We start from the raw sequence: 18,095 nt of genomic DNA, 5'->3' as shown, positions 1-18,095 counted from the left end.
GCGGAAAAGGAATCGGTGCGGTTTGGCAGCGCTACAATGCGCGGATGACCGAAGCCCTGCTCACCATCACCGACCTGGAGGCCGCCATCAATTACTGGCGTGCCCGTTCGCCCGCCCAGGGCGAGGAACTGCGGCTGTGTGCCGAGGCGTCGGCGTTGGCCAAGCCGTATGCGCTGATGATTGTACAAGGCGCCACCCGCATCGCCCCGGAGCAATTGGGCGACAAGGCGCGGGCGGCGTATGAAGCGTGGCGCGCGGCCACGCAGGGCTGAGCGCCAGCAGCAGCGGCGTTACTTCGCGCCGGTTGTCCTGGCGGCCTGCTCGATGAAGCGGGCGAGATCGGCGTCACGGTGCGTGAGGCCGTTTGCGTCGTGCGTCGACAGGGTGATGTCGACTCGATTCCACACGTTGAACCACTCCGGGTGGTGATTCATCTGCTCGGCCTTGATCGCCACGCGCGTCATGAAGCCGAACGCGGCGTTGAAGTCGGCAAAGGTGAAGGTTTTCTGGATGGCGTCGCGGTCCTTCTGCAGCTGCCATCCGGGCAGCTCGGCAAACAGGGCCTTGCGTTGGTCGTCGTTGAGCGTGGGCATCATGATGGGTCACGGAAATCGGTCGAGAATGCGCGCAGTATAGTCAGCGCCCAGAACGTGTTGTGCCCGGAAGCATGCATGCGAAGTCCAGCTTCCGGGCACCACGCGCTCTAAATGTCTGCCGTATCGGCCCAGCCTTCACGGTTGCCTACGTTCAGCACGAGATCGCCGTCGACCACATCGCCGGCGCCGAAAGTCGGCAGCGCGGCGAGTTCTTCATACAGCGGCGTGAAATCGGGGCGCGTGGCGTCAAACAGCTGCTCGAAACTGTCGATCACGAAGTACGTTTTCTGGAACGTGTCGATGCGATAGCGCGTGCGCATGATGCGGCGCACGTCGAAGCCGATGCGGTTCGGGCTGGCTGAATCGAGCGCATACACCGATTCGCTCTTGCTCGACACGATGCCCGCACCGTAGATGCGCAGGCCGGCCGGCGTGCGGATCAGCCCGAATTCCACCGTGTACCAGTACAGGCGCGCCAGCATGTCGAGCTGGCCGAGGCGCGCCGCCTTCAGGCCGCCCTTGCCGTAGGCCTCCATGTAGTCGGCGAAGATCGGGTTGATCAGCAGCGGCACGTGGCCAAAGATGTCGTGGAAGCAGTCGGGCTCTTGCAGGTAATCGAGCTGGTCGGGCCGGCGCATCCACCAGCTGGCCGGGAAGCGCCGGTTGGCGAGGTGATCGAAAAAGACTTCGTCCGGCACCAGGCCCGGCACCGCGACGATCCGCCAGCCGGTCGCGCGCAGGAGCGTTTCGTTGAGTTCGTCGAACGACGGCACGCGGTCGCGGCTCATGCCCAGCGTCGACAGGCCCTGCAGGAATTCATCGCACACGCGGCCCGGCAGCAGCGCCTCCTGGCGGTCGTACAGCGTGCGCCATGTCGCATGGTCGGCGGCGGTGTAGCGGTGTACCGGCTGATCGATCGTGAAGTCGGCGCGCAGCGTCTGGCCGTCGAGGCCTTGCGCAAACTGTTCGCGCAGCTTGTCGGTCAGGGTGCCGTTGAAGCCGGCGGGGGCCGCGGTCTGGGTCGAGTCGGGGGCGGTGGTGGCGGGGGCCATTCGGGTGTCTCGCTCTCGTGTTATTCAAGTCCGGCCAGTGTAGGGGTGCGGCCCTGCGGATTGTCCGCAAAACTCGCGCCTCTGAGCCGCGGCATGCGGAAATCGTGCAGAATGGCGTGCATCTACGCAGGAGATATGCATGATTTCGCTCGATACCTTCGATCTAGCCCTGCTGGCGGCGCTGCAGCGCGATGGCCGTGCGACGCATCAGCAGCTTTCGGAGCAGGTGCACCTCTCGGCCAGCCAGGTGGGGCGGCGTCTGGCGCGGCTGGAGTCCGAAGGCGTGATCGAAGGCTACCGGGTGGTGCTGTCGCCGACCGGCCTGGGGCTCGGCGTGACGGTATTCGCCAGCATCAAGCTCGCGCATCATGGCGACGCGATCGTCGAGCGTTTCCGCGAAGAGATCATGCTGCTCGACGCGGTGCAGGAGTGCTATTCCGTGGCCGGCGATGCCGACTACATGCTGCGCGTGGTGGTGCCCGACCTGCCGGCGCTATCGGAGTTCGTCATGCGCAAGCTGATGCGGGTGCCGGGCGTGGACAATGTGCGTTCCAATATCGTACTGACAGCTTTGAAGCGGGACGGCGCGCTGCCGCTATCCCACCTCGGTGGGTAACCGTGCGCCTTGCGCCAGGGTGCGCGGCGTGTCACGCTGCAAGCCGATCACACCCAGTTTCAATGAATCGCCTTTCCCGGGCGGGAGACCATGATGGTTGAAGGACACACCACGCATCCGGCGCATCTGCCGGCACGTCGTGCGGGCGGCTACGGCATGCCGGCACGCGTTCGTGCGTGGTGGGTGGCGGCCGCCGTGGCGGGGGTCACCTATGGCGGCATGTTGACCATGGTGGCCGTCGACGTGCCGCCGGGTACGCCGCTGGTCGGCCGCATCGTCGCGCAGCCGCTGTGGAAGATGCTCATGGCGATGCTGCTGGCGCGTGCGGCGTCGCTGCATGAGATTCCGCGCGAGCGCCGCTGGCTCGTCGGCGCGATGCTGTTTTCGGCGCTGGGCGACCTGTGCCTGGCATTGCCGGACTGGAAGCCGTCGTTCATTGCCGGCCTCGGCTGCTTCCTCGTCGCCCATCTGTGCTATCTGCGCGTGCTGTGGCAGTTGCGAGGCGCGTCGTCGCCGGTGCGCCTGCTGGCGGTGGGCGCGATGATCGGCGTGGCCATCGGCATGCTGCTGTGGTACTGGCCGGGCCTGGGCGGTTTGAAAGGCCCCGTCATCGTTTACATGGTCGTGCTCTCGTCAATGGTGTGTGCCGCGCTGCTGGCGCGCCTGCCCGGGCCGCTGACCGCCTGGGGCGCCATCGCCTTTGCCGCCTCCGACGCCATGATCGGGATCAGCGTGTTCGTGTTTCCCTTTACGGACCATGAGCTGGCGATCTGGTGGAGCTATGCCGCCGCGCAGCTGCTGATCAGCGGCGGCCTGCTCACGCGCCGCACACCGCCCGCGCGCCGGGCATAAGCTCGATCGCCGTGTCCTTCGCTGTGGGAGCCCCGATGCTGCAGACCCTCGACGCCAGCGCGACGGCAGCGTGCCTGCCGTACGCCGCGCTTGCCGACGCCATCGCCCAGGTATTGCGCGACGCGCGCGCCGGCCGGGCCCAGGCGCCCGCCCGACTGGTGATGCCCTTGCCCGGGCCCGGCAGCTTGCTGCTGATGCCCGCGTCCAATGCCGACATGGCCATCACCAAGATGATCACGGTGCACCCGCATAACCCGTCGCGCGGTTTGCCGGCCATCCACGGCGAGGTCGTCGTCATGGACGCGCAGACCGGCGTGCGGCGCCTGCTGCTCGATGGGCCGACCGTCACGGCGCACCGCACGGCAGCGGTCTCGCTGCTGGCCGCGCGCCTGCTGGCCCCGGAGCCAGCGGGCGACCTGCTGCTGGTAGGCGCCGGGGCCCAGGCGCGTGCACATCTGCAAGCCTTCCACCTGGGCCTTGGCACGCGGCGCGTGACCATCATTGCCCGCAATGCCGCCAGCGCCGAGGGCTTGGCCGCGCATGCACGTGCCCTCGGGATGGACGCCACCGCGCTGGCCGGCGGGGATGCGGCCGGGGTGGCGCAGGCCGCGCGCGCCGTGTTGCCGCATGTGTCGCTCGTGGTCACGGCCACGCCGTCGTCGCAACCCGTGCTGCCGGACTGGGCGGAGCCCGGCGACGGGCACGGCCGGACGTGGCGGCCGCAACACTTCATCGCGGCAGTCGGTGCGTTCCGGCCCGACATGGCCGAACTGCCGCCGCGGCTGTGCGTGCATGCCGCCGCGGTCGACCGGCTGTACGCCGACACGCTTGTCGACCTGGAAGTCGAGGCGGGCGACCTGCTGCAGGCAGGTGTGCCGTGGTCGCGTGTACGTCCGTTACAACAGTGCGTCGACGTGACACCCGACACGCTCGCGCAGGCCGCGCCGGTGTCGCCCGTGGTGTTTAAGAGCGTCGGCAGCGCCTTGTGGGATCTAGCGGCGTGCGTGCTCGCGCTGTCGCAGTCCAGGCCTGTTTAAAAAGCGCGTTCGGGCCGAGGAGGCCCGCCATCAGCAGGTCTCGACCCGCGCTTGTAACAGGAAACCTCTAGAAAAAGCATTCTAGCCACGGCAATCAAACGAGATAATGACCATCCCTTCCGCCTGGGAGGAGACTGAGAACGCACCGGCACACGCCGCTGTACGGCACGTTTGCCCGGATGCGTCTGACACTGGAGCACATACAGATGGCCTATAAAAAAGCACTGGCGGCCGCCGCCGGATGATCCTCGCCACCGCCGCGCACGCACAGGCTGCCGGCAGCAACATCGTCAGCCTGGGCTGGTTCCGCGTGATGCCGAACAGCTCGAGCGACCCGCTGTTCGTCAACAGCGTGGGCGGCGTTCCCGTCAACCAATCGCAGCCCAACACCGGCGCCAAGATCAAGGACGCCGATACCGTTGGCCTCGCGTTCACGCACTTCTTTACCGACAACTTCGCCATGGAACTGGTGGGCGGCATCCCGCCGCGCCACAAGATCGAAGGCACGGGTTCCTTCTCGCGCTACGGCGAAATCGGTTCGGCCAAGCAATGGAGCCCGGCCGTGCTGGCCAAGTGGTACTTCTTCGGCGCCGACAGCAAGTTCCGCCCGTACGTCGGTGCCGGCCTGAACTACACGTGGTTCTCCGACGAGAAGATCACCAACAGCGCCTTCCAGAACCAGGTGCTGGGCCGCGGCACGCCGGGCAGCACGAGCAGCGTGTCGACCGACAGCTCGCTGAACCCGGTGCTGAACGTGGGCGCCACGTACGCCATCACCAAGGACTGGTTCGTGGGCCTGTCGGTGTCGTACCTGCCGCTGAAGACGACGGCCAAGATCGATACGAAGCTGATCAACGGCACGCATATCCAGAGCGAAGCCAAGATCAAGATCAACCCGGTCGTGACCTTCCTGAACGTGGGCTACCGCTTCTGAGCGGCGGCCGCGTTCAACAAAGAAGGCGTGCCATGGCGGCACGCCTTTTTTTGTGCGCTGCGCTGCTCAGGCAACGGCTTTGACCGGGTAGCCGGCCTGCTCGATGGCGGCCTTGAGCGCGTCGACGCTCGCGCCGCTCGTGACGGCCACGCTCTGGCGGGACAGATCGACCTGCACATTGGCGCCGGCATCCACCTGCTGTACCGCACGCGTGACGGCCGATACGCAATGGCCGCAGCTCATACCTTCAACGGAAAACGTCGTCATGGTTCGCTCCTGGAAAGGAAGGAAGAAATCCTGCAGCGGAGTATGAACCTTCCTACCGTGGGAACCGCAAGCGTAGAATGACCGCTTGACCTTGCCAAGATGGGAAGGTCTAGGCTGATGCCATCTTCCTTCGACAGCACGTTTCCATGACCACCAGCCTTGCCCATCCGGCTTCACTCGATCTCGAAATCGGCGGGATGACCTGCGCCGCCTGTGCCGGCCGTGTCGAACGCGCCTTGCGCGCCGTGCCCGGCGTGACGGAGGCCAGCGTCAACCTCGCAACCGAACGCGCGCGCGTGCACGGCGCCGCGGCGAGCGATGCACTTGTGGCGGCCGTTTCGGCTGCTGGCTATGAAGCGCGCGTCGCATCCGACGAAGCGGCAGCGCGTGCCGCCGCCGAGCCGGATTTCTGGGACGGTGCCGGCCCCGTGTGGATTGCCGCTGCGTTGTCGCTGCCGCTGGTGCTGCCGATGATCGCCGGCTGGTTCGGCAGCGAGTGGATGCTGCCCCCCTGGGGGCAGTGGCTGCTGGCGACGCCGGTGCAGTTCGTGATCGGCGCGCGCTTTTACAAGGCCGGCTGGAAGGCCGTGCGCGCGGGTGCGGGCAACATGGATGTGCTCGTCGCGCTCGGGACGTCGGCTGCATACGGCCTGTCGCTGTGGCTGTGGTGGCGTGCGGGCGAAGACCACCTGCCGCATCTGTACTTTGAAAGCGGGGCCGTCGTCATCACGCTGGTGCGCCTGGGCAAGTGGCTCGAGGTGCGGGCCAAGCGGCAGACGGCGCAGGCGATTCGCGCGCTGCAGGCGCTGCGCCCCGATACCGCTCGCGTGCGCACTGCCGACGGCACGCTGCGCGACACGCCCGTCGCCCAGGTGCGAGTGGGCGATGTGGTGTCCGTGCGTGCCGGCGAGCGCATCCCCGTGGATGCGGTGGTGCTGGAAGGCGACAGCCACGTCGATGAATCCATGCTGACCGGCGAAAGCCTGCCCGTGCCCAAGCGCGAAGGCGACCGCGTGACCGCCGGTGCCATCGCCACCGACGGCGTGCTGCTCGTGCGCACCACGGCCATCGGCGCAGACACGATGCTCTCGCGCATCATCCGCCTCGTAGAAGATGCGCAGGCCGCCAAGCCGCCGATCCAGCAACTGGTCGACCGCGTGAGCGCCATCTTTGTGCCGGCGGTGCTGGTGGCGGCGTTGCTGACGCTGGCGGGTTGGTTCATCGCTGGGGCGGGGTGGGAGACGGCCATCGTCAACGCCGTGGCGGTTCTGGTGATCGCTTGCCCGTGCGCGCTCGGCCTTGCTACGCCGTCCGCCATCATGGCCGGCACGGGTGCGGGCGCGCGGCGCGGCATTCTCATTGCGGACGCGCAGGCGCTGGAGCGCGCGCAACAAGTCGATTTCGTCGTCTTCGACAAGACGGGCACGCTTACCGTGGGCCGGCCGCGCGTCACGGCGGTGGAAGCCGCGCCGGGCGTCGATGCCGCGACGCTGCTGGACGAGCTCGCCGCGCTGCAGGCCGAAAACACGCATCCGCTGGCCCACGCCACGCGCGAATACGCCGAGCAACAAGGCCGCGCCATCACGCCGGCGCAATCGCCCGAAGTGCTGGCCGGACGCGGCACGCGCGGCATCGTGAATGGCGCGTCGCTGCAACTCGGCAACGCGCGGTGGATGGATGAACTGGGGCTCGATCGCCGCGCATTGCAAGCGCGCGCCGATGCGCTGGAGGCGCAAGGCAACACCGTCTCGTGGCTTGCGCAGCGTGATGAAGGCGGCCTGCAGTTGCGCGGCCTGATTGGTTTTGGCGATGCGCTCAAGCCCGGCGCGAAGGAGGCTGTGTCCGCGCTGCAGGCGCGTGGCGTGCGCACCGCGCTCGTGACCGGCGACAACGCCGGCGCGGCACGCAGCGTGGCACACGCGCTCGGCATCGACGAAGTGGCCGCGCAGGTGTTGCCGCAAGACAAGGCCGCGCGTGTCACGGCATGGCAGAAGGCCGGCCACGTGGTCGCGATGGTCGGCGACGGCATCAACGATGCGCCCGCGCTGGCCGCGGCCGATGTCGGCATCGCCATGGCCACCGGCACCGATGTGGCGATGCAGGCCGCCGGCATCACGCTCATGCGCGGCGAGCCGCGTCTGGTGAGCGACGCGCTGGACCTCTCGCGCCGCACGGTCGCCAAGATCCGCCAGAACCTGTTCTGGGCGTTCGTCTACAACGTGGTCGGCATTCCGCTGGCCGCGTTCGGCCTGCTCAGCCCAACATTTGCCGGGGCGGCCATGGCGTTCTCGAGCGTGAGCGTCGTCACCAATGCGCTGATGCTGCGCCGCTGGCCATCCACCGGAGACCGTGCATGACCCGCACCGATCTCAATGCAACCCAGGGCCCCGTCAACATCGGCGAGGCCGCCAAGGCCAGCGGCGTATCGGCCAAGATGATCCGCTATTACGAGAGCATCGGCCTGCTGCCGCCAAGCCCGCGCACGGAGGGCAACTACCGGATGTATGACGCGCGCGCCCTGCATGTGCTGCGGTTCATCCATCGTTCGCGCTCGCTGGGGTTCTCGCTCGAAGAGATTCGCACGCTGCTCTCGCTCTGGAATGACCGCGAGCGCGCCAGCGCCGACGTCAAGGCCATCACGCTGCGCCATGTGGCCGACCTGGACGCGCGCATCCGCGAGCTGCAAGGCATGCGCGATACGCTCATGACGCTGGCGAATGCGTGCCACGGCGACGACCGGCCCGATTGCCCCATCCTGCAGGGCGTGGCCGGCGAGAGCGCAGACACCGGCGGCCAGGGCGGCTGCTGCCACTGACGGTTCGGCCCGTTGCAGCGCGCGGCGTCTATGCCACAATCTGGCAACCAAAGGAGGAGACGCCGATGACGCAAGCCCCCGCTCAGGCCGCACCCGATCAGGCGCAGGAGGCCCGCCAGCGCATGAAGGACGGCACTGAACTGCTGGTCCGCACGTGGTCGCCCGACACCCAGGCGGGCGAACCGCGCGGCACCGTCATCCTCGTGCACGGCATGGCCGAACACAGTGGGCGCTACGTCCATGTGGCCAAGGTGCTGACCGACCTGGGCCTGCGCGTGCGAGCTTTCGACCTGCGCGGCCACGGCCGCAGCGGCGGCCCGCGCATGGCGCTCGACGCGCCGGACAACTACCTGACCGACCTGGCGGAAATCGTCGACGCCGCCGTCGCCGAATGGCACGAGATGCCGTTCGTGCTTGGGCACAGCATGGGCGGGCTGATCGTCGCGCGCTTCACCACTGCGCGCGTCCGGCCCGTGCGCGGCGTGCTGCTGTCATCGCCCGCGCTGCGCGTGAAATTGCCGCCAGGAACGGGCATCGTGCGGGGGATCCTCTCCGCCATCGCGCCGCGGCTGCCGGTGCCCAATCCCGTTGATCCGGCCAAGCTTTCCCATGATCCGAGCGTGGCAGCCGCCTATCGCGCTGACCCGCTCGTGCAGGGCACGATCAGTGCTTCCGTGCTGGAGTTCATGCTCAATGCCATCACCCAGACGCAACAGGACGCCCCGCGCCTCGAAGCGCCGATGCTGCTGATGGCAGGCGGCGCCGATTCGATTGTCGATCCGTCCGGCAGTCGCGATTTCTATGCGAATGCGCCGGAAGACTTGCGGACCTTGGCGTGGTTCGACAACGGGTATCACGAGATCTTCAACGAAGCCGAGCCGCTGCGCAGTGAGGTGTTTGGAAAGATGACGGAGTGGCTGGCTTCGCGGATTTGATTTGTAGTGAATTGGTCGCACCACAAGAATAAAAACCAATAACACCAAGGAAAAGAAGCACGGAGACATGGAAACGTACGACTACATCATCATCGGCGCAGGCTCCGCAGGCTGCGTCCTGGCCAACCGCCTCACACGCGATCCCGACGTCTCCGTGCTCCTGCTGGAGGCAGGCGGCAAGGACGACTACCACTGGATCCACATCCCCGTCGGCTATCTGTATTGCATCGGCAACCCGCGCACGGACTGGCTCTACCGCACTCGCGAAGAGCCCGGCCTGAACGGCCGCTCGCTCGGCTACCCGCGCGGCCGGGTGCTCGGCGGCTGCTCGTCGATCAACGGCATGATCTACATGCGCGGCCAGCGCGAAGACTACGACGGCTGGGCCGACATCACGGGCGATGCCTCCTGGAAGTGGGATGCGGTGCTGCCGCTGTTCAAGGCGAGCGAGAACCACCACGGCGGGGCCAACGCGTGGCACGGCGCCGACGGCGAATGGCGGGTCGAGCCGCAGCGCCTGCACTGGCAGATTCTTGAAACCTTCATCGAAGCCGCCGTGCAGGCCGGCATTCCGCGCACCAGCGACTTCAACCGCGGCGACAACTTCGGCGTCGGATACTTCGAGGTCAACCAGAAGCGGGGCATCCGCTGGAACACGGCCAAGGGCTTCCTGCGCCCCGCATCGCAGAGGCCGAACCTGACCATCATGACGGGCGCGCAGGTGCGTGCGCTGACCTTCAGCGGCAAGCGCTGCACGGGCGTGACGTATCGCGGGGCCGGGGTCGATTACTCGGTCGCGGCGCGCGAGGAGGTGATCCTCTCGGCGGGGGCGATCAACTCGCCGCAACTGCTCGAGCTGGCGGGGATCGGCCAGCCGGAGCGGCTGCAGGCGCTGGGCATTCCGGTGCGGCAGGCGCTGCCGGGCGTGGGCGAGAACCTGCAGGACCATCTGCAGTTGCGCAGCGTGGTCAAGGTGCACGGCGTGCCGACGCTGAACACGCGGGCCTCGAACTGGTGGGGCAAGGCGATGATCGGCATGCAGTACGCCTTCAACCAGAGCGGGCCGATGAGCATGGCGCCGTCGCAGTTGGGCGTGTTCGCGCGCTCGAATCCGCAGGTGTCGCGGCCCGATGTGGAGTACCACGTGCAGCCGCTCTCGCTCGACAAGTTCGGCGACCCGCTGCACGCGTTCAACGCGTTTACCGCCAGCGTGTGCAACCTGCGCCCGACCTCGCGCGGCACGGTGCACATCACCTCGGCCGACCCGTTTGCCGCGCCGACGATCGCGCCGAACTACCTGTCGACCGACGAAGACCGCAAGGTCGCGGCCGATTCCTTGCGGCTCACGCGCCGCATCGTCGCCCAGCCCGCCCTGGCGCAATACCGGCCCGAAGAGTACCTGCCCGGCGCCGCCTTCCAGACCGACGAACAACTCGCCCGCGCCGCCGGCGAGATCGGCACGACCATCTTCCACCCGGTCGGCACGTGCCGCATGGGGCGCGCCGACGACGTGAACGCGGTGGTCGATGCCCAGCTGCGCGTGCGCGGTATCGAAGGGCTGCGCGTGGTGGATGCGTCCATCATGCCGACCATCACCTCCGGCAACACCAACTCGCCGACGATCATGATCGCGGAGAAGGCCAGCGAGATGATCCGGGCGGCGCGCAAGGCGCGTGCGCGCGGCGAGGCGGTCGCGGTTTGAGGGGCGGCCGACATGGGCGTGACACACCGCCAATGTCCCATGAATAGGGCAATCGGTATTGCTCCGATACGTAACTCTACGTAAGCCCCATCAGCGAGCTGCAAACCCAATGCCGGTGCGGGTTTTGGGCTGTAAGCGATGTGCAATCCGCCTCGGTACAAACCCCGATGTTTTGCAACGCAACAGCCGTTGACAATCATCCGCACCAAAAAAAGAGGCGGGAGACTAGAGGGAATCATGGCGCAGGACATCATTCTCGAAACGCGCGGGCTGACCAAGGCCTTCAAGGGCTTTACCGCCGTGTCCGACGTCAACCTGCGCGTGCAGCGCGGGTCGATCCACGCCCTCATCGGCCCCAACGGGGCAGGCAAGACGACGTGCTTCAACCTGCTGACCAAGTTTCTGGTGCCCACGCGGGGCACGATCCTGTTCAACGGCGTCGACATCACCTCGGAGAAGCCGGCGCAGATTGCACGCCGGGGCGTGATCCGCTCGTTCCAGATTTCCGCCGTGTTTCCGCATCTGAGCGTGCTGGAAAACGTTCGCGTCGGCCTGCAGCGCCAGCTGGGCACGGCGTACGCGTTCTGGCGCAGTGAGCAGTCGCTCAATGTCCTGAATGAACGCGCGATGGAGCTGCTCGATCAGGTGGGCCTGACGCAGTTCGCGCACACCGTGACGGTGGAGCTGCCCTACGGCCGCAAGCGCGCGCTGGAGATTGCCACCACGCTGGCGATGGAGCCCGAGCTGATGCTGCTCGACGAGCCCACGCAGGGCATGGGCCACGAAGACGTGGACCGCGTGACGGAGCTGATCAAGCGCGTGGCCGCGGGCCGCACGATCCTGATGGTCGAACACAACATGAACGTGGTGTCGTCCATCGCCGACAAGATCACGGTGCTGCAGCGCGGCCAGATCCTGGCCGAGGGCCCGTATGAAGACGTCTCGAAGAACCCGCAGGTGATGGAGGCCTACATGGGCACCGCCGATGCGGCGCTGGAAGGCCACTGAGCCCGTCAAGGCCATGGAAGCAGTCGGCCGGCGCAGGCCGGTCACCGATGCAGCGGCTGGCTGCATCACCGAACGCTAGACCCGAACACACGAGAACACTGCATGAGCACGCCCGCGCTCCAGATCAAGGACCTGCACGCCTGGTACGGCGAATCGCACATCCTGCATGGTGTCGACCTGACCGTGAACCGCGGCGAGGTGGTCACGCTGCTCGGCCGCAACGGCGCGGGCCGCACCACCACGCTGCGCGCCATCATGGGCCTGGTGGGCACGCGCAAGGGCTCCATCGTCGTGCACGACGCAAGCGGCCAGGGCGTGGAAACGATCGACCTGCCGACGCACAAGATCGCCCACTGCGGCATCGGCTACTGCCCCGAGGAACGGGGCATCTTCTCCAGCCTCTCGTGCGAAGAGAACCTGATGCTGCCGCCGGTGCTGAAGGGGCAGGTGGCCAGGTCCGGCAATGCCGGCATGAGCATCGACGAGATCTACGAGATGTTTCCCAACCTGAAGGAGCGCCGCCAGAGCCAGGGCACGCGCCTGTCGGGCGGCGAGCAGCAGATGCTGGCGGTCGGGCGCATCCTGCGCACGGGCGCGAACCTGCTGCTGCTCGACGAGATTTCCGAGGGCCTTGCGCCGGTGATCGTGCAGGCGCTGGCCCGCATGATCCTGATGCTCAAGAAGCGCGGCTACACGGTGGTGATGGTGGAGCAGAACTTCCGCTTTGCCGCGCCGCTGGCAGATCGCTTTTATGTGATGGAACACGGCCGCATCGTCGAGCGTTTCGAGGCGGCGCAACTGCAGGACAAGATGCCGGTGCTGCACGAACTGCTCGGCGTGTAAGACGTTTTCCCGATCGACTTGCAAGACCATGCGCCAGCGTGATCCGCGGCGCGCACGACACAGGAGACAAGACCATGACACTCAAGAAGCTGGCTGGTGCATTGATGGCGGTAGGGCTGGGCGCGGCTGCATTCGGCGCGCATGCGCAGGTGAGCGGCGACAAGGTGAAGATCGGCTACATCACCGATCTCTCGGGCCTGTATGCCGACATCGACGGGCAGGGCGGTGTCGAGGCGGTCAAGATGGCGATCGAGGATGCGGGCGGCAAGGTGCTCGGCAAGCCGATCGAACTGGTGACGGCCGATCACCAGAACAAGGCTGACATCGCGGCGTCCAAGGCGCGCGAGTGGATGGACCAGCAGGGTATCGACATGCTGCTGGGTGGCACCAACTCCGCCACGTCGCTGGCGATGAGCAAGGTGGCGGCCGAGAAGAAGAAGGTGTTCATCGGCATCGGCGCCGGCACGGCCCGCCTGACCAACGAGGAATGCACGCCGTACACGATTCACTATGCGTATGACACGGTGGCCCTGGCCAAGGGCACCGGCAGCGCGGTGGTCAAGCAGGGTGGTAAGTCGTGGTTCTTCCTGACCGCCGATTACGCCTTCGGCCACTCGCTGGAGAACGACACCGCTGCCGTGGTCAAGGCCAACGGCGGCACGGTGGTGGGCTCAGTCAAACACCCGCTGTCGGCGTCGGACTTCTCGTCGTACCTGCTGCAGGCGCAGTCGTCCAAGGCGCAGATCCTGGGCCTGGCCAACGCCGGCGGCGACACGATCAACTCGATCAAGGCGGCCAAGGAATTCGGCATCACCAAGTCGATGAAGATCGCCGGCCTGCTGATGTTCATCAACGACGTGCATAGCCTCGGTCTGCAGACGGCCGAAGGCCTGTTGATGACCGACAGCTGGTACTGGGACACCAACGACGCCACGCGCAAGTTCGCCAACCGCTACTTCATGAAGATGAAGAAGATGCCGAGCAGCCTGCAGGCGGCGGATTACTCGGCGGTGTCGAACTACATCAAGGCGGTGGCCGCGGCCGGCACGGACGATCCGGACAAGGTCATCGCGCAGCTGAAGAAGACGAAGCTGGACGACTTCTACGCCAAGGGCATGATCCGCGCCGACGGCCGCTATGTGCACGACATGTACCTGATGCAGGTGAAGACGCCGGCCGAATCGAAGAAGCCATGGGATTACCTGAAGGTGGTGGCGACCATCCCGGGCGACCAGGCCTTCACCACGCCGGCCGAGTCGAAGTGCTCGCTGATGAAGAAGTAAGCGCGTAAGCAATCGGGTGCCGCCGTCCGCGCGGATGGCGGTGCCCTCAACGTTGTGTTGGTGTTCTTTCCCTGACCGCGATGGAAATCTTTGGCGTTCCGCTACCGGCCATGCTCAGCCAGCTGCTGCTGGGTCTGGTCAACGGTTCCTTCTATGCGATGTTGAGCCTGGGCCTTGCGGTCATCTTCGGGCTGCTCAACGTCATCAATTTTGCGCACGGGGCGCTCTTCATGCTGGGTGCGGTGCTCACGTGGATGGGCTTCTCGTACCTGGGCGTGCCGTACTGGGCGATGCTCGTGCTGTCGCCGCTGGTGATCGGGCTGCTGGGCGTGGTGATCGAGCGCACGCTCCTGCGCCACATCTACAAGCTGGACCACCTGTACGGCCTGCTGCTCACGCTGGGCGTGACGCTCGTTATCGAAGGCGTGTTCCGCGCCATCTACGGCGTCTCGGGCCTCCCGTACAGCACGCCCGACCTGCTGCAGGGCGCCACGGACCTCGGCTTCATGGTGCTGCCGAACTACCGGGCCTGGGTGGTGCTGGCCTCGCTGGTGGTGTGCTTCGCCACGTGGTTCATGATCGAGAAGACGAAGCTCGGCGCGTATCTGCGTGCCGGCACCGAGAACCCGAAGCTCGTCGAAGCGTTTGGCGTGAACGTGCCGCTGATGGTCACGCTCACCTACGGCTTCGGCGTGGCGCTGGCGGCGTTTGCGGGCGTGCTGGCGGCACCCGTCATCCAGATCTCGCCGCTGATGGGCCAGAGCATGATCATCACCGTGTTTGCGGTGGTGGTGATCGGCGGCATGGGGTCGATCATGGGCTCGATCGTCACCGGCCTCGGGCTGGGCGTGATCGAGGGGCTGACCAAGGTGTTCTATCCGCAGGCGTCGTCCACGGTGGTGTTCGTGATCATGGTGCTGGTGCTGCTGGTGCGGCCGGCGGGCCTGTTCGGTAAAGAGAAATAAGCGGCGCTATGCAAAACACCTCTTCCCTCAAATATGTGTTGTACGGCCTGCTGCTGGTCGCGCTGATTGCCGCGCCGCTGGTGGGGGCGTATCCGGTCTTCGTCGCCAAGCTGCTGTGCTTTGCGCTGTTTGCCTCCGCCTTCAATCTGCTGCTCGGCTACACGGGGCTGCTGTCGTTCGGGCATGCGGCGTTCTTTGGCGGCGCGGGCTACGTGGCCGGCTACCTGATGCGCGATCTGCATGTCACGCCGGAGCTCGGCCTGCTGGCCGGCACGGCGGCGGGTGCGCTCATCGGCCTGGTAGTGGGTCTGCTCGCCATCCGGCGCCAGGGCATCTACTTCGCGATGATCACGCTGGCGCTGGCGCAGATGCTGTACTTCTTCTGCCTGCAGGCGCCGTTCACCGGCGGCGAAGACGGCCTGCAAGGCGTGCCGCGCGGCAAGCTGTTCGGCGCGCTCGACCTGTCGTCGGACATGACGCTGTACTACGTGGTGCTGGTGATCGTGGCAGCGGCGTTCCTGCTGATCGTGCGCACGATCCACTCGCCGTTCGGACAGATTCTGAAGGCCATCAAGGAGAACGAGCCGCGCGCCACGTCCCTCGGCTACGACACCGATCGCTTCAAGCTGCTCGCCTTCGTGCTGTCGGCGGCGCTCACGGGCCTCGCGGGCTCGCTCAAGACGCTGGTGCTGGGCTTCGAGACGCTGACCGACGTGCACTGGTCGATGTCCGGCTCGGTGATCCTGATGACGCTGGTGGGCGGCCTCGGTATTCTGTCGGGCCCGCTGCTTGGCGCGGCGCTGGTGATCGCGCTGGAAAACAAGCTCGGCGACATCGGCAGCTTCCTGGCCGGCGCCACGGGCATCGACGGCTTCAACGTGCTCGGTGAATCCGTGACGACGGTGACGGGCGCGATCTTCGTGATCTGCGTGCTGACCTTCCGCCGGGGCATCATGGGGGAGATCGCCGCCCGGGTGCCGTGGCTGCGGCGTTGACGCCACAATAGGCGAAGATGCCGGTAAATTTCACCCGAACGGCTGATCTTGGTGCCTGATGCACCGTAAGGGTTTGCTCTAGTTGCTGCATTGCGGTGCATCTTTTACAGTCGCGTTACGGTTTTCGCACGAGATAAATGAGGCGGGAGCGAGGAGACGACAGCACACACCGCACGAAACGGTGGAGATGCTAAATAAAACAGAGGCCCTGCCGGGTGATCCCCGGCAGGGCCTTTTAGTTTGTGCGCTCGCCTTTCGCGAGGGCGCCGGCCAGCAGCGCACGGCCCCGGGCGCTGACCGTCACCAACTGCAGCCCCGGCGCGGAGTCGGGTACGCAGTCCACCAGCCCGTCGATGCAGGCATCCTCCCAGATCGACAAACGCGGGCACGACGTCCGCCACGTTTCCAGCACTTCAGCATAGGGCCGCGGCCGCTCGGCCAGCGACTGCAGCAATTGCAGGGTGAGGGCGTGTGTCGGATCGGCCATGGCGGGCTCCGTGGGGTGACGCATCCATTCTGGTTCGCGCCAATTCGCAAGAGAAATGCATTCGGTGTCGACGCCTATGCGCGCGCTGCATGACAATGGCGCCTTCGCCTGAGCCGCCCATGACGTTCTCCACTCGCCTTGCCACGCCCGAAGACCGGCCGCGCCTGCTGGCCGCCGTCGCGTCGACCGCCTCGCCGCTGCAGGCCGCGCATGCCGTCGATACGCTGCTCGCCCATCCGAGCGTGCATCCGTGCTTCCTCGTTGAAATGGGTGAAGAGCTGGCCGGGGTGGCACCCATCACGCTCGTGCCGCATCTGGCGCTCGGCGGTTTGGTGGCGTGGTTGCCCGTCGGCGTGATGGTGCTTTCCGGTGACACGGCCACGCGCGATGCGGCCCTGGCGGCCGTCAATGAGTACGCCAGGGCACATGGCATACTCCACGTCCTGTTGCCGCCCGCGGCGCTTTCGGCTGAAGACGCCGCAGCGCTCGGCTTTGCGCCCGACGCATCGGGCTGCTGGCGGCGCAGCGCACGCCCCTCGCCCAAGTCGCTGGGCTAATCCTTCCCGTTTCATTTCTCCTGATGGAATTCGCTTTGCTCGCCGTGGCCGGCTTTCTGGCTGGCCTGATCGATGCCGTGGCCGGTGGCGGCGGCCTGGTGCAGATCCCCGCGCTGTTCTCGGCGTATCCGAACGTCGCGCCCGCCACGCTCATCGGCACCAACAAGGTCGCCTCGATGTCGGGCACGGCGACGGCGGCGGTGCGCTACGGCCGCACAGTGCGCATTTACTGGGGCGCGACGGCGCCGGCGGTGGTCACGGCGTTTGTGTTCTCGCTGCTCGGCGCGTGGGCGCTCACGCATATTCCGGCCGAGCCGCTGCGCCGTGCGCTGCCATTCGTGCTGGCGGTGCTGCTCGTCTACACGGTGGCCAAGAAGAACCTGGGCGCCGATCACGCCCCGAGCCTCAAGGGCTGGCGCGAGCGCGCGGCGGCATTGCTGGCCGGCGCGGCCATCGGTTTCTACGACGGCGTGTTTGGCCCGGGCACCGGCAGCTTTCTGATGATCGTGTTCGTGCGTGTGTTCGGCTACGACTTCCTGCACGCATCGGCGTCCACCAAGATCGTCAACCTGGCGACCAACGTGGCGGCCTTGCTGCTGCTGGCCGCCAAGGGCCATGTGTGGTGGCAGCTCGGCATCGTGATGGCGGTGGCCAACGTGGCCGGCAACCAGGTGGGCAGTCACCTCGCGCTGCGGCACGGCAGCCGCTTCGTGCGCAAGGTGTTCATCGTGGTGGTGCTGGCGTTGATTATGAAGACGGCTTACGACGCCTTCATCCGTTGAGTTGCTTCTCGAGCGCCACGCTGCGCTCGGTAACGACATCGCCCGTGTGCTGCGTGGTTACGGTTTCGATCAGCATGATTCCGCATTCTTCGTCGGCCACCGGAAAGTGACGCACGCCGCGCGGCACGACGCAGAATTCGCCGGGGCCGAGGTGCACATCGGCGCGGTCTTCGAAAGCGATTTTCAAGTGGCCGTAGACCACGAAGAACAGCTCGTCTTCATTCGGGTGGTCATGCCAGACGAACTCACCTTTGAGCTTGGCGACCTTGATGTATTGGTCGTTGACCTGGCCGACGACGCGCGGGGACCAATAGTGCGTGACCTGTTCCAGCGCCTGCGTGACCTGTACGGCGTGTCCTGCGAGCATGA

The 18,095-nt window shown here is 66.4% G+C and carries 20 protein-coding genes and 1 pseudogene; 16 read left to right on the top strand and 5 right to left on the bottom strand.

Annotated features, from left to right (window positions below; genetic code table 11):
* Positions 1–44: 44 nt before the first annotated feature.
* Positions 45–272: a DUF3717 domain-containing protein gene (locus TK49_RS02595; RefSeq protein ID WP_045785316.1), complete on the top strand. Its 228-nt coding sequence runs from the start codon at positions 45–47 to the stop codon at positions 270–272.
* An 18-nt stretch (positions 273–290) separates the two neighbouring features.
* Here TK49_RS02595 and TK49_RS02590 read toward each other — a convergent pair whose 3' ends face one another.
* Both TK49_RS02590 and phhA read right to left on the bottom strand, forming a co-directional pair.
* Positions 291–596 (bottom strand): 4a-hydroxytetrahydrobiopterin dehydratase, encoded by a 306-nt coding sequence (locus TK49_RS02590; RefSeq protein WP_045785315.1) that lies wholly within the window; start codon positions 594–596, stop codon positions 291–293.
* A 107-nt stretch (positions 597–703) separates the two neighbouring features.
* The gene (phhA, locus tag TK49_RS02585) at positions 704–1,648 is read right to left on the bottom strand and encodes a phenylalanine 4-monooxygenase (protein WP_045785314.1); all 945 of its coding nucleotides are present in this window, start codon (positions 1,646–1,648) and stop codon (positions 704–706) included.
* 139 nt (positions 1,649–1,787) lie between these two features.
* On the opposite strand from phhA, the gene TK49_RS02580 reads away from it, so the two are divergent.
* The 4 genes and pseudogenes from TK49_RS02580 (at position 1,788) to TK49_RS02565 (ending at position 5,087) form a co-directional block, all read left to right on the top strand.
* A complete protein-coding gene (locus TK49_RS02580; RefSeq protein ID WP_045785313.1) occupies positions 1,788–2,264 on the top strand; it encodes an Lrp/AsnC family transcriptional regulator in 477 nt (158 codons plus the stop codon).
* A gap of 93 nt (positions 2,265–2,357) precedes the next feature.
* Positions 2,358–3,116 carry a lysoplasmalogenase gene (locus tag TK49_RS02575; RefSeq protein ID WP_045785312.1) on the top strand — a complete coding sequence of 253 codons (759 nt, stop codon included), beginning with the start codon at positions 2,358–2,360 and terminating at the stop codon, positions 3,114–3,116.
* A gap of 35 nt (positions 3,117–3,151) precedes the next feature.
* Positions 3,152–4,153: a delta(1)-pyrroline-2-carboxylate reductase family protein gene (locus TK49_RS02570; RefSeq protein ID WP_045785311.1), complete on the top strand. Its 1,002-nt coding sequence runs from the start codon at positions 3,152–3,154 to the stop codon at positions 4,151–4,153.
* A 206-nt stretch (positions 4,154–4,359) separates the two neighbouring features.
* Positions 4,360–5,087, top strand: a pseudogene (locus tag TK49_RS02565) (OmpW/AlkL family protein).
* A gap of 66 nt (positions 5,088–5,153) precedes the next feature.
* On the opposite strand, the gene TK49_RS02560 reads toward TK49_RS02565, so the two are convergent.
* Positions 5,154–5,354, bottom strand: coding sequence for a heavy-metal-associated domain-containing protein (locus TK49_RS02560; protein ID WP_045785310.1), 201 nt, complete (start codon positions 5,352–5,354; stop codon positions 5,154–5,156).
* A 146-nt stretch (positions 5,355–5,500) separates the two neighbouring features.
* Between TK49_RS02560 and TK49_RS02555 the strand changes: the two genes are divergently transcribed.
* From TK49_RS02555 to TK49_RS02515, 9 genes are all read left to right on the top strand, one after another.
* Complete coding sequence (locus TK49_RS02555; protein WP_045785309.1) at positions 5,501–7,711, top strand: heavy metal translocating P-type ATPase; 2,211 nt, start codon at positions 5,501–5,503, stop codon at positions 7,709–7,711.
* Complete coding sequence (cueR, locus tag TK49_RS02550; RefSeq protein WP_045785308.1) at positions 7,708–8,169, top strand: Cu(I)-responsive transcriptional regulator; 462 nt, start codon at positions 7,708–7,710, stop codon at positions 8,167–8,169. Before TK49_RS02555 ends, cueR begins: the two co-directional genes overlap by 4 nt.
* 65 nt (positions 8,170–8,234) lie before the next feature.
* Positions 8,235–9,104, top strand: coding sequence for an alpha/beta hydrolase (locus TK49_RS02545; protein WP_045785307.1), 870 nt, complete (start codon positions 8,235–8,237; stop codon positions 9,102–9,104).
* A 67-nt stretch (positions 9,105–9,171) separates the two neighbouring features.
* The gene (locus TK49_RS02540; RefSeq protein WP_045785306.1) at positions 9,172–10,806 is read left to right on the top strand and encodes a GMC family oxidoreductase; all 1,635 of its coding nucleotides are present in this window, start codon (positions 9,172–9,174) and stop codon (positions 10,804–10,806) included.
* Between the two features lie 237 nt (positions 10,807–11,043).
* Entirely contained in the window at positions 11,044–11,814 is a 771-nt protein-coding gene (locus TK49_RS02535; protein WP_045785305.1) for an ABC transporter ATP-binding protein, read from the top strand.
* A gap of 102 nt (positions 11,815–11,916) precedes the next feature.
* Complete coding sequence (locus TK49_RS02530; protein WP_045785304.1) at positions 11,917–12,657, top strand: ABC transporter ATP-binding protein; 741 nt, start codon at positions 11,917–11,919, stop codon at positions 12,655–12,657.
* 74 nt (positions 12,658–12,731) lie between these two features.
* On the top strand, positions 12,732–13,940 hold the full coding sequence (locus tag TK49_RS02525) for an ABC transporter substrate-binding protein (RefSeq protein WP_045785303.1): 1,209 nt from the start codon (positions 12,732–12,734) through the stop codon (positions 13,938–13,940).
* An 80-nt stretch (positions 13,941–14,020) separates the two neighbouring features.
* Complete coding sequence (locus tag TK49_RS02520; protein WP_045785302.1) at positions 14,021–14,905, top strand: branched-chain amino acid ABC transporter permease; 885 nt, start codon at positions 14,021–14,023, stop codon at positions 14,903–14,905.
* Positions 14,906–14,913: 8 nt separating this feature from the next.
* A complete protein-coding gene (locus tag TK49_RS02515) occupies positions 14,914–15,900 on the top strand; it encodes a branched-chain amino acid ABC transporter permease (protein ID WP_045785301.1) in 987 nt (328 codons plus the stop codon).
* A 235-nt stretch (positions 15,901–16,135) separates the two neighbouring features.
* Here the strand turns inward: TK49_RS02515 and TK49_RS02510 are convergent, their stop codons facing one another.
* Positions 16,136–16,387 (bottom strand): hypothetical protein, encoded by a 252-nt coding sequence (locus TK49_RS02510; protein WP_045785300.1) that lies wholly within the window; start codon positions 16,385–16,387, stop codon positions 16,136–16,138.
* 119 nt (positions 16,388–16,506) lie between these two features.
* Between TK49_RS02510 and TK49_RS02505 the strand changes: the two genes are divergently transcribed.
* Together TK49_RS02505 and TK49_RS02500 are read left to right on the top strand one after the other, a co-directional pair.
* A complete protein-coding gene (locus TK49_RS02505; protein WP_045785299.1) occupies positions 16,507–16,944 on the top strand; it encodes a hypothetical protein in 438 nt (145 codons plus the stop codon).
* 23 nt (positions 16,945–16,967) lie between these two features.
* Positions 16,968–17,726: a sulfite exporter TauE/SafE family protein gene (locus tag TK49_RS02500; protein ID WP_045785298.1), complete on the top strand. Its 759-nt coding sequence runs from the start codon at positions 16,968–16,970 to the stop codon at positions 17,724–17,726.
* Here the strand turns inward: TK49_RS02500 and TK49_RS02495 are convergent.
* Entirely contained in the window at positions 17,716–18,093 is a 378-nt protein-coding gene (locus TK49_RS02495) for a cupin domain-containing protein (RefSeq protein ID WP_045785297.1), read from the bottom strand. The two genes, TK49_RS02500 and TK49_RS02495, sit on opposite strands and share 11 nt — an antisense overlap.
* Positions 18,094–18,095 lie beyond the last annotated feature (2 nt).

This window comes from Ralstonia mannitolilytica (genome assembly GCF_000954135.1).
GTDB classification, from domain to species: domain Bacteria; phylum Pseudomonadota; class Gammaproteobacteria; order Burkholderiales; family Burkholderiaceae; genus Ralstonia; species Ralstonia mannitolilytica.
The sequence above is the reverse complement of the archived record's forward strand: the minus strand, read 5'-3'. Positions and strand labels throughout refer to the sequence as shown.

Coding starts and splice junctions, on each gene's coding strand:
- TK49_RS02495 (WP_045785297.1), bottom strand. CDS start 18,093: ATGCTCGCAGGACACGCCGTACAGGTCACGCAGGCGCTGGAACAGGTC.
- TK49_RS02555 (WP_045785309.1), top strand. CDS start 5,501: ATGACCACCAGCCTTGCCCATCCGGCTTCACTCGATCTCGAAATCGGC.
- TK49_RS02575 (WP_045785312.1), top strand. CDS start 2,358: ATGGTTGAAGGACACACCACGCATCCGGCGCATCTGCCGGCACGTCGT.
- TK49_RS02520 (WP_045785302.1), top strand. CDS start 14,021: ATGGAAATCTTTGGCGTTCCGCTACCGGCCATGCTCAGCCAGCTGCTG.
- TK49_RS02590 (WP_045785315.1), bottom strand. CDS start 596: ATGATGCCCACGCTCAACGACGACCAACGCAAGGCCCTGTTTGCCGAG.
- cueR (WP_045785308.1), top strand. CDS start 7,708: ATGACCCGCACCGATCTCAATGCAACCCAGGGCCCCGTCAACATCGGC.
- TK49_RS02595 (WP_045785316.1), top strand. CDS start 45: ATGACCGAAGCCCTGCTCACCATCACCGACCTGGAGGCCGCCATCAAT.
- TK49_RS02500 (WP_045785298.1), top strand. CDS start 16,968: ATGGAATTCGCTTTGCTCGCCGTGGCCGGCTTTCTGGCTGGCCTGATC.
- TK49_RS02515 (WP_045785301.1), top strand. CDS start 14,914: ATGCAAAACACCTCTTCCCTCAAATATGTGTTGTACGGCCTGCTGCTG.
- TK49_RS02530 (WP_045785304.1), top strand. CDS start 11,917: ATGAGCACGCCCGCGCTCCAGATCAAGGACCTGCACGCCTGGTACGGC.
- TK49_RS02535 (WP_045785305.1), top strand. CDS start 11,044: ATGGCGCAGGACATCATTCTCGAAACGCGCGGGCTGACCAAGGCCTTC.
- TK49_RS02505 (WP_045785299.1), top strand. CDS start 16,507: ATGACGTTCTCCACTCGCCTTGCCACGCCCGAAGACCGGCCGCGCCTG.
- TK49_RS02540 (WP_045785306.1), top strand. CDS start 9,172: ATGGAAACGTACGACTACATCATCATCGGCGCAGGCTCCGCAGGCTGC.
- TK49_RS02525 (WP_045785303.1), top strand. CDS start 12,732: ATGACACTCAAGAAGCTGGCTGGTGCATTGATGGCGGTAGGGCTGGGC.
- TK49_RS02510 (WP_045785300.1), bottom strand. CDS start 16,387: ATGGCCGATCCGACACACGCCCTCACCCTGCAATTGCTGCAGTCGCTG.
- TK49_RS02570 (WP_045785311.1), top strand. CDS start 3,152: ATGCTGCAGACCCTCGACGCCAGCGCGACGGCAGCGTGCCTGCCGTAC.
- TK49_RS02580 (WP_045785313.1), top strand. CDS start 1,788: ATGATTTCGCTCGATACCTTCGATCTAGCCCTGCTGGCGGCGCTGCAG.
- phhA (WP_045785314.1), bottom strand. CDS start 1,648: ATGGCCCCCGCCACCACCGCCCCCGACTCGACCCAGACCGCGGCCCCC.
- TK49_RS02545 (WP_045785307.1), top strand. CDS start 8,235: ATGACGCAAGCCCCCGCTCAGGCCGCACCCGATCAGGCGCAGGAGGCC.
- TK49_RS02560 (WP_045785310.1), bottom strand. CDS start 5,354: ATGACGACGTTTTCCGTTGAAGGTATGAGCTGCGGCCATTGCGTATCG.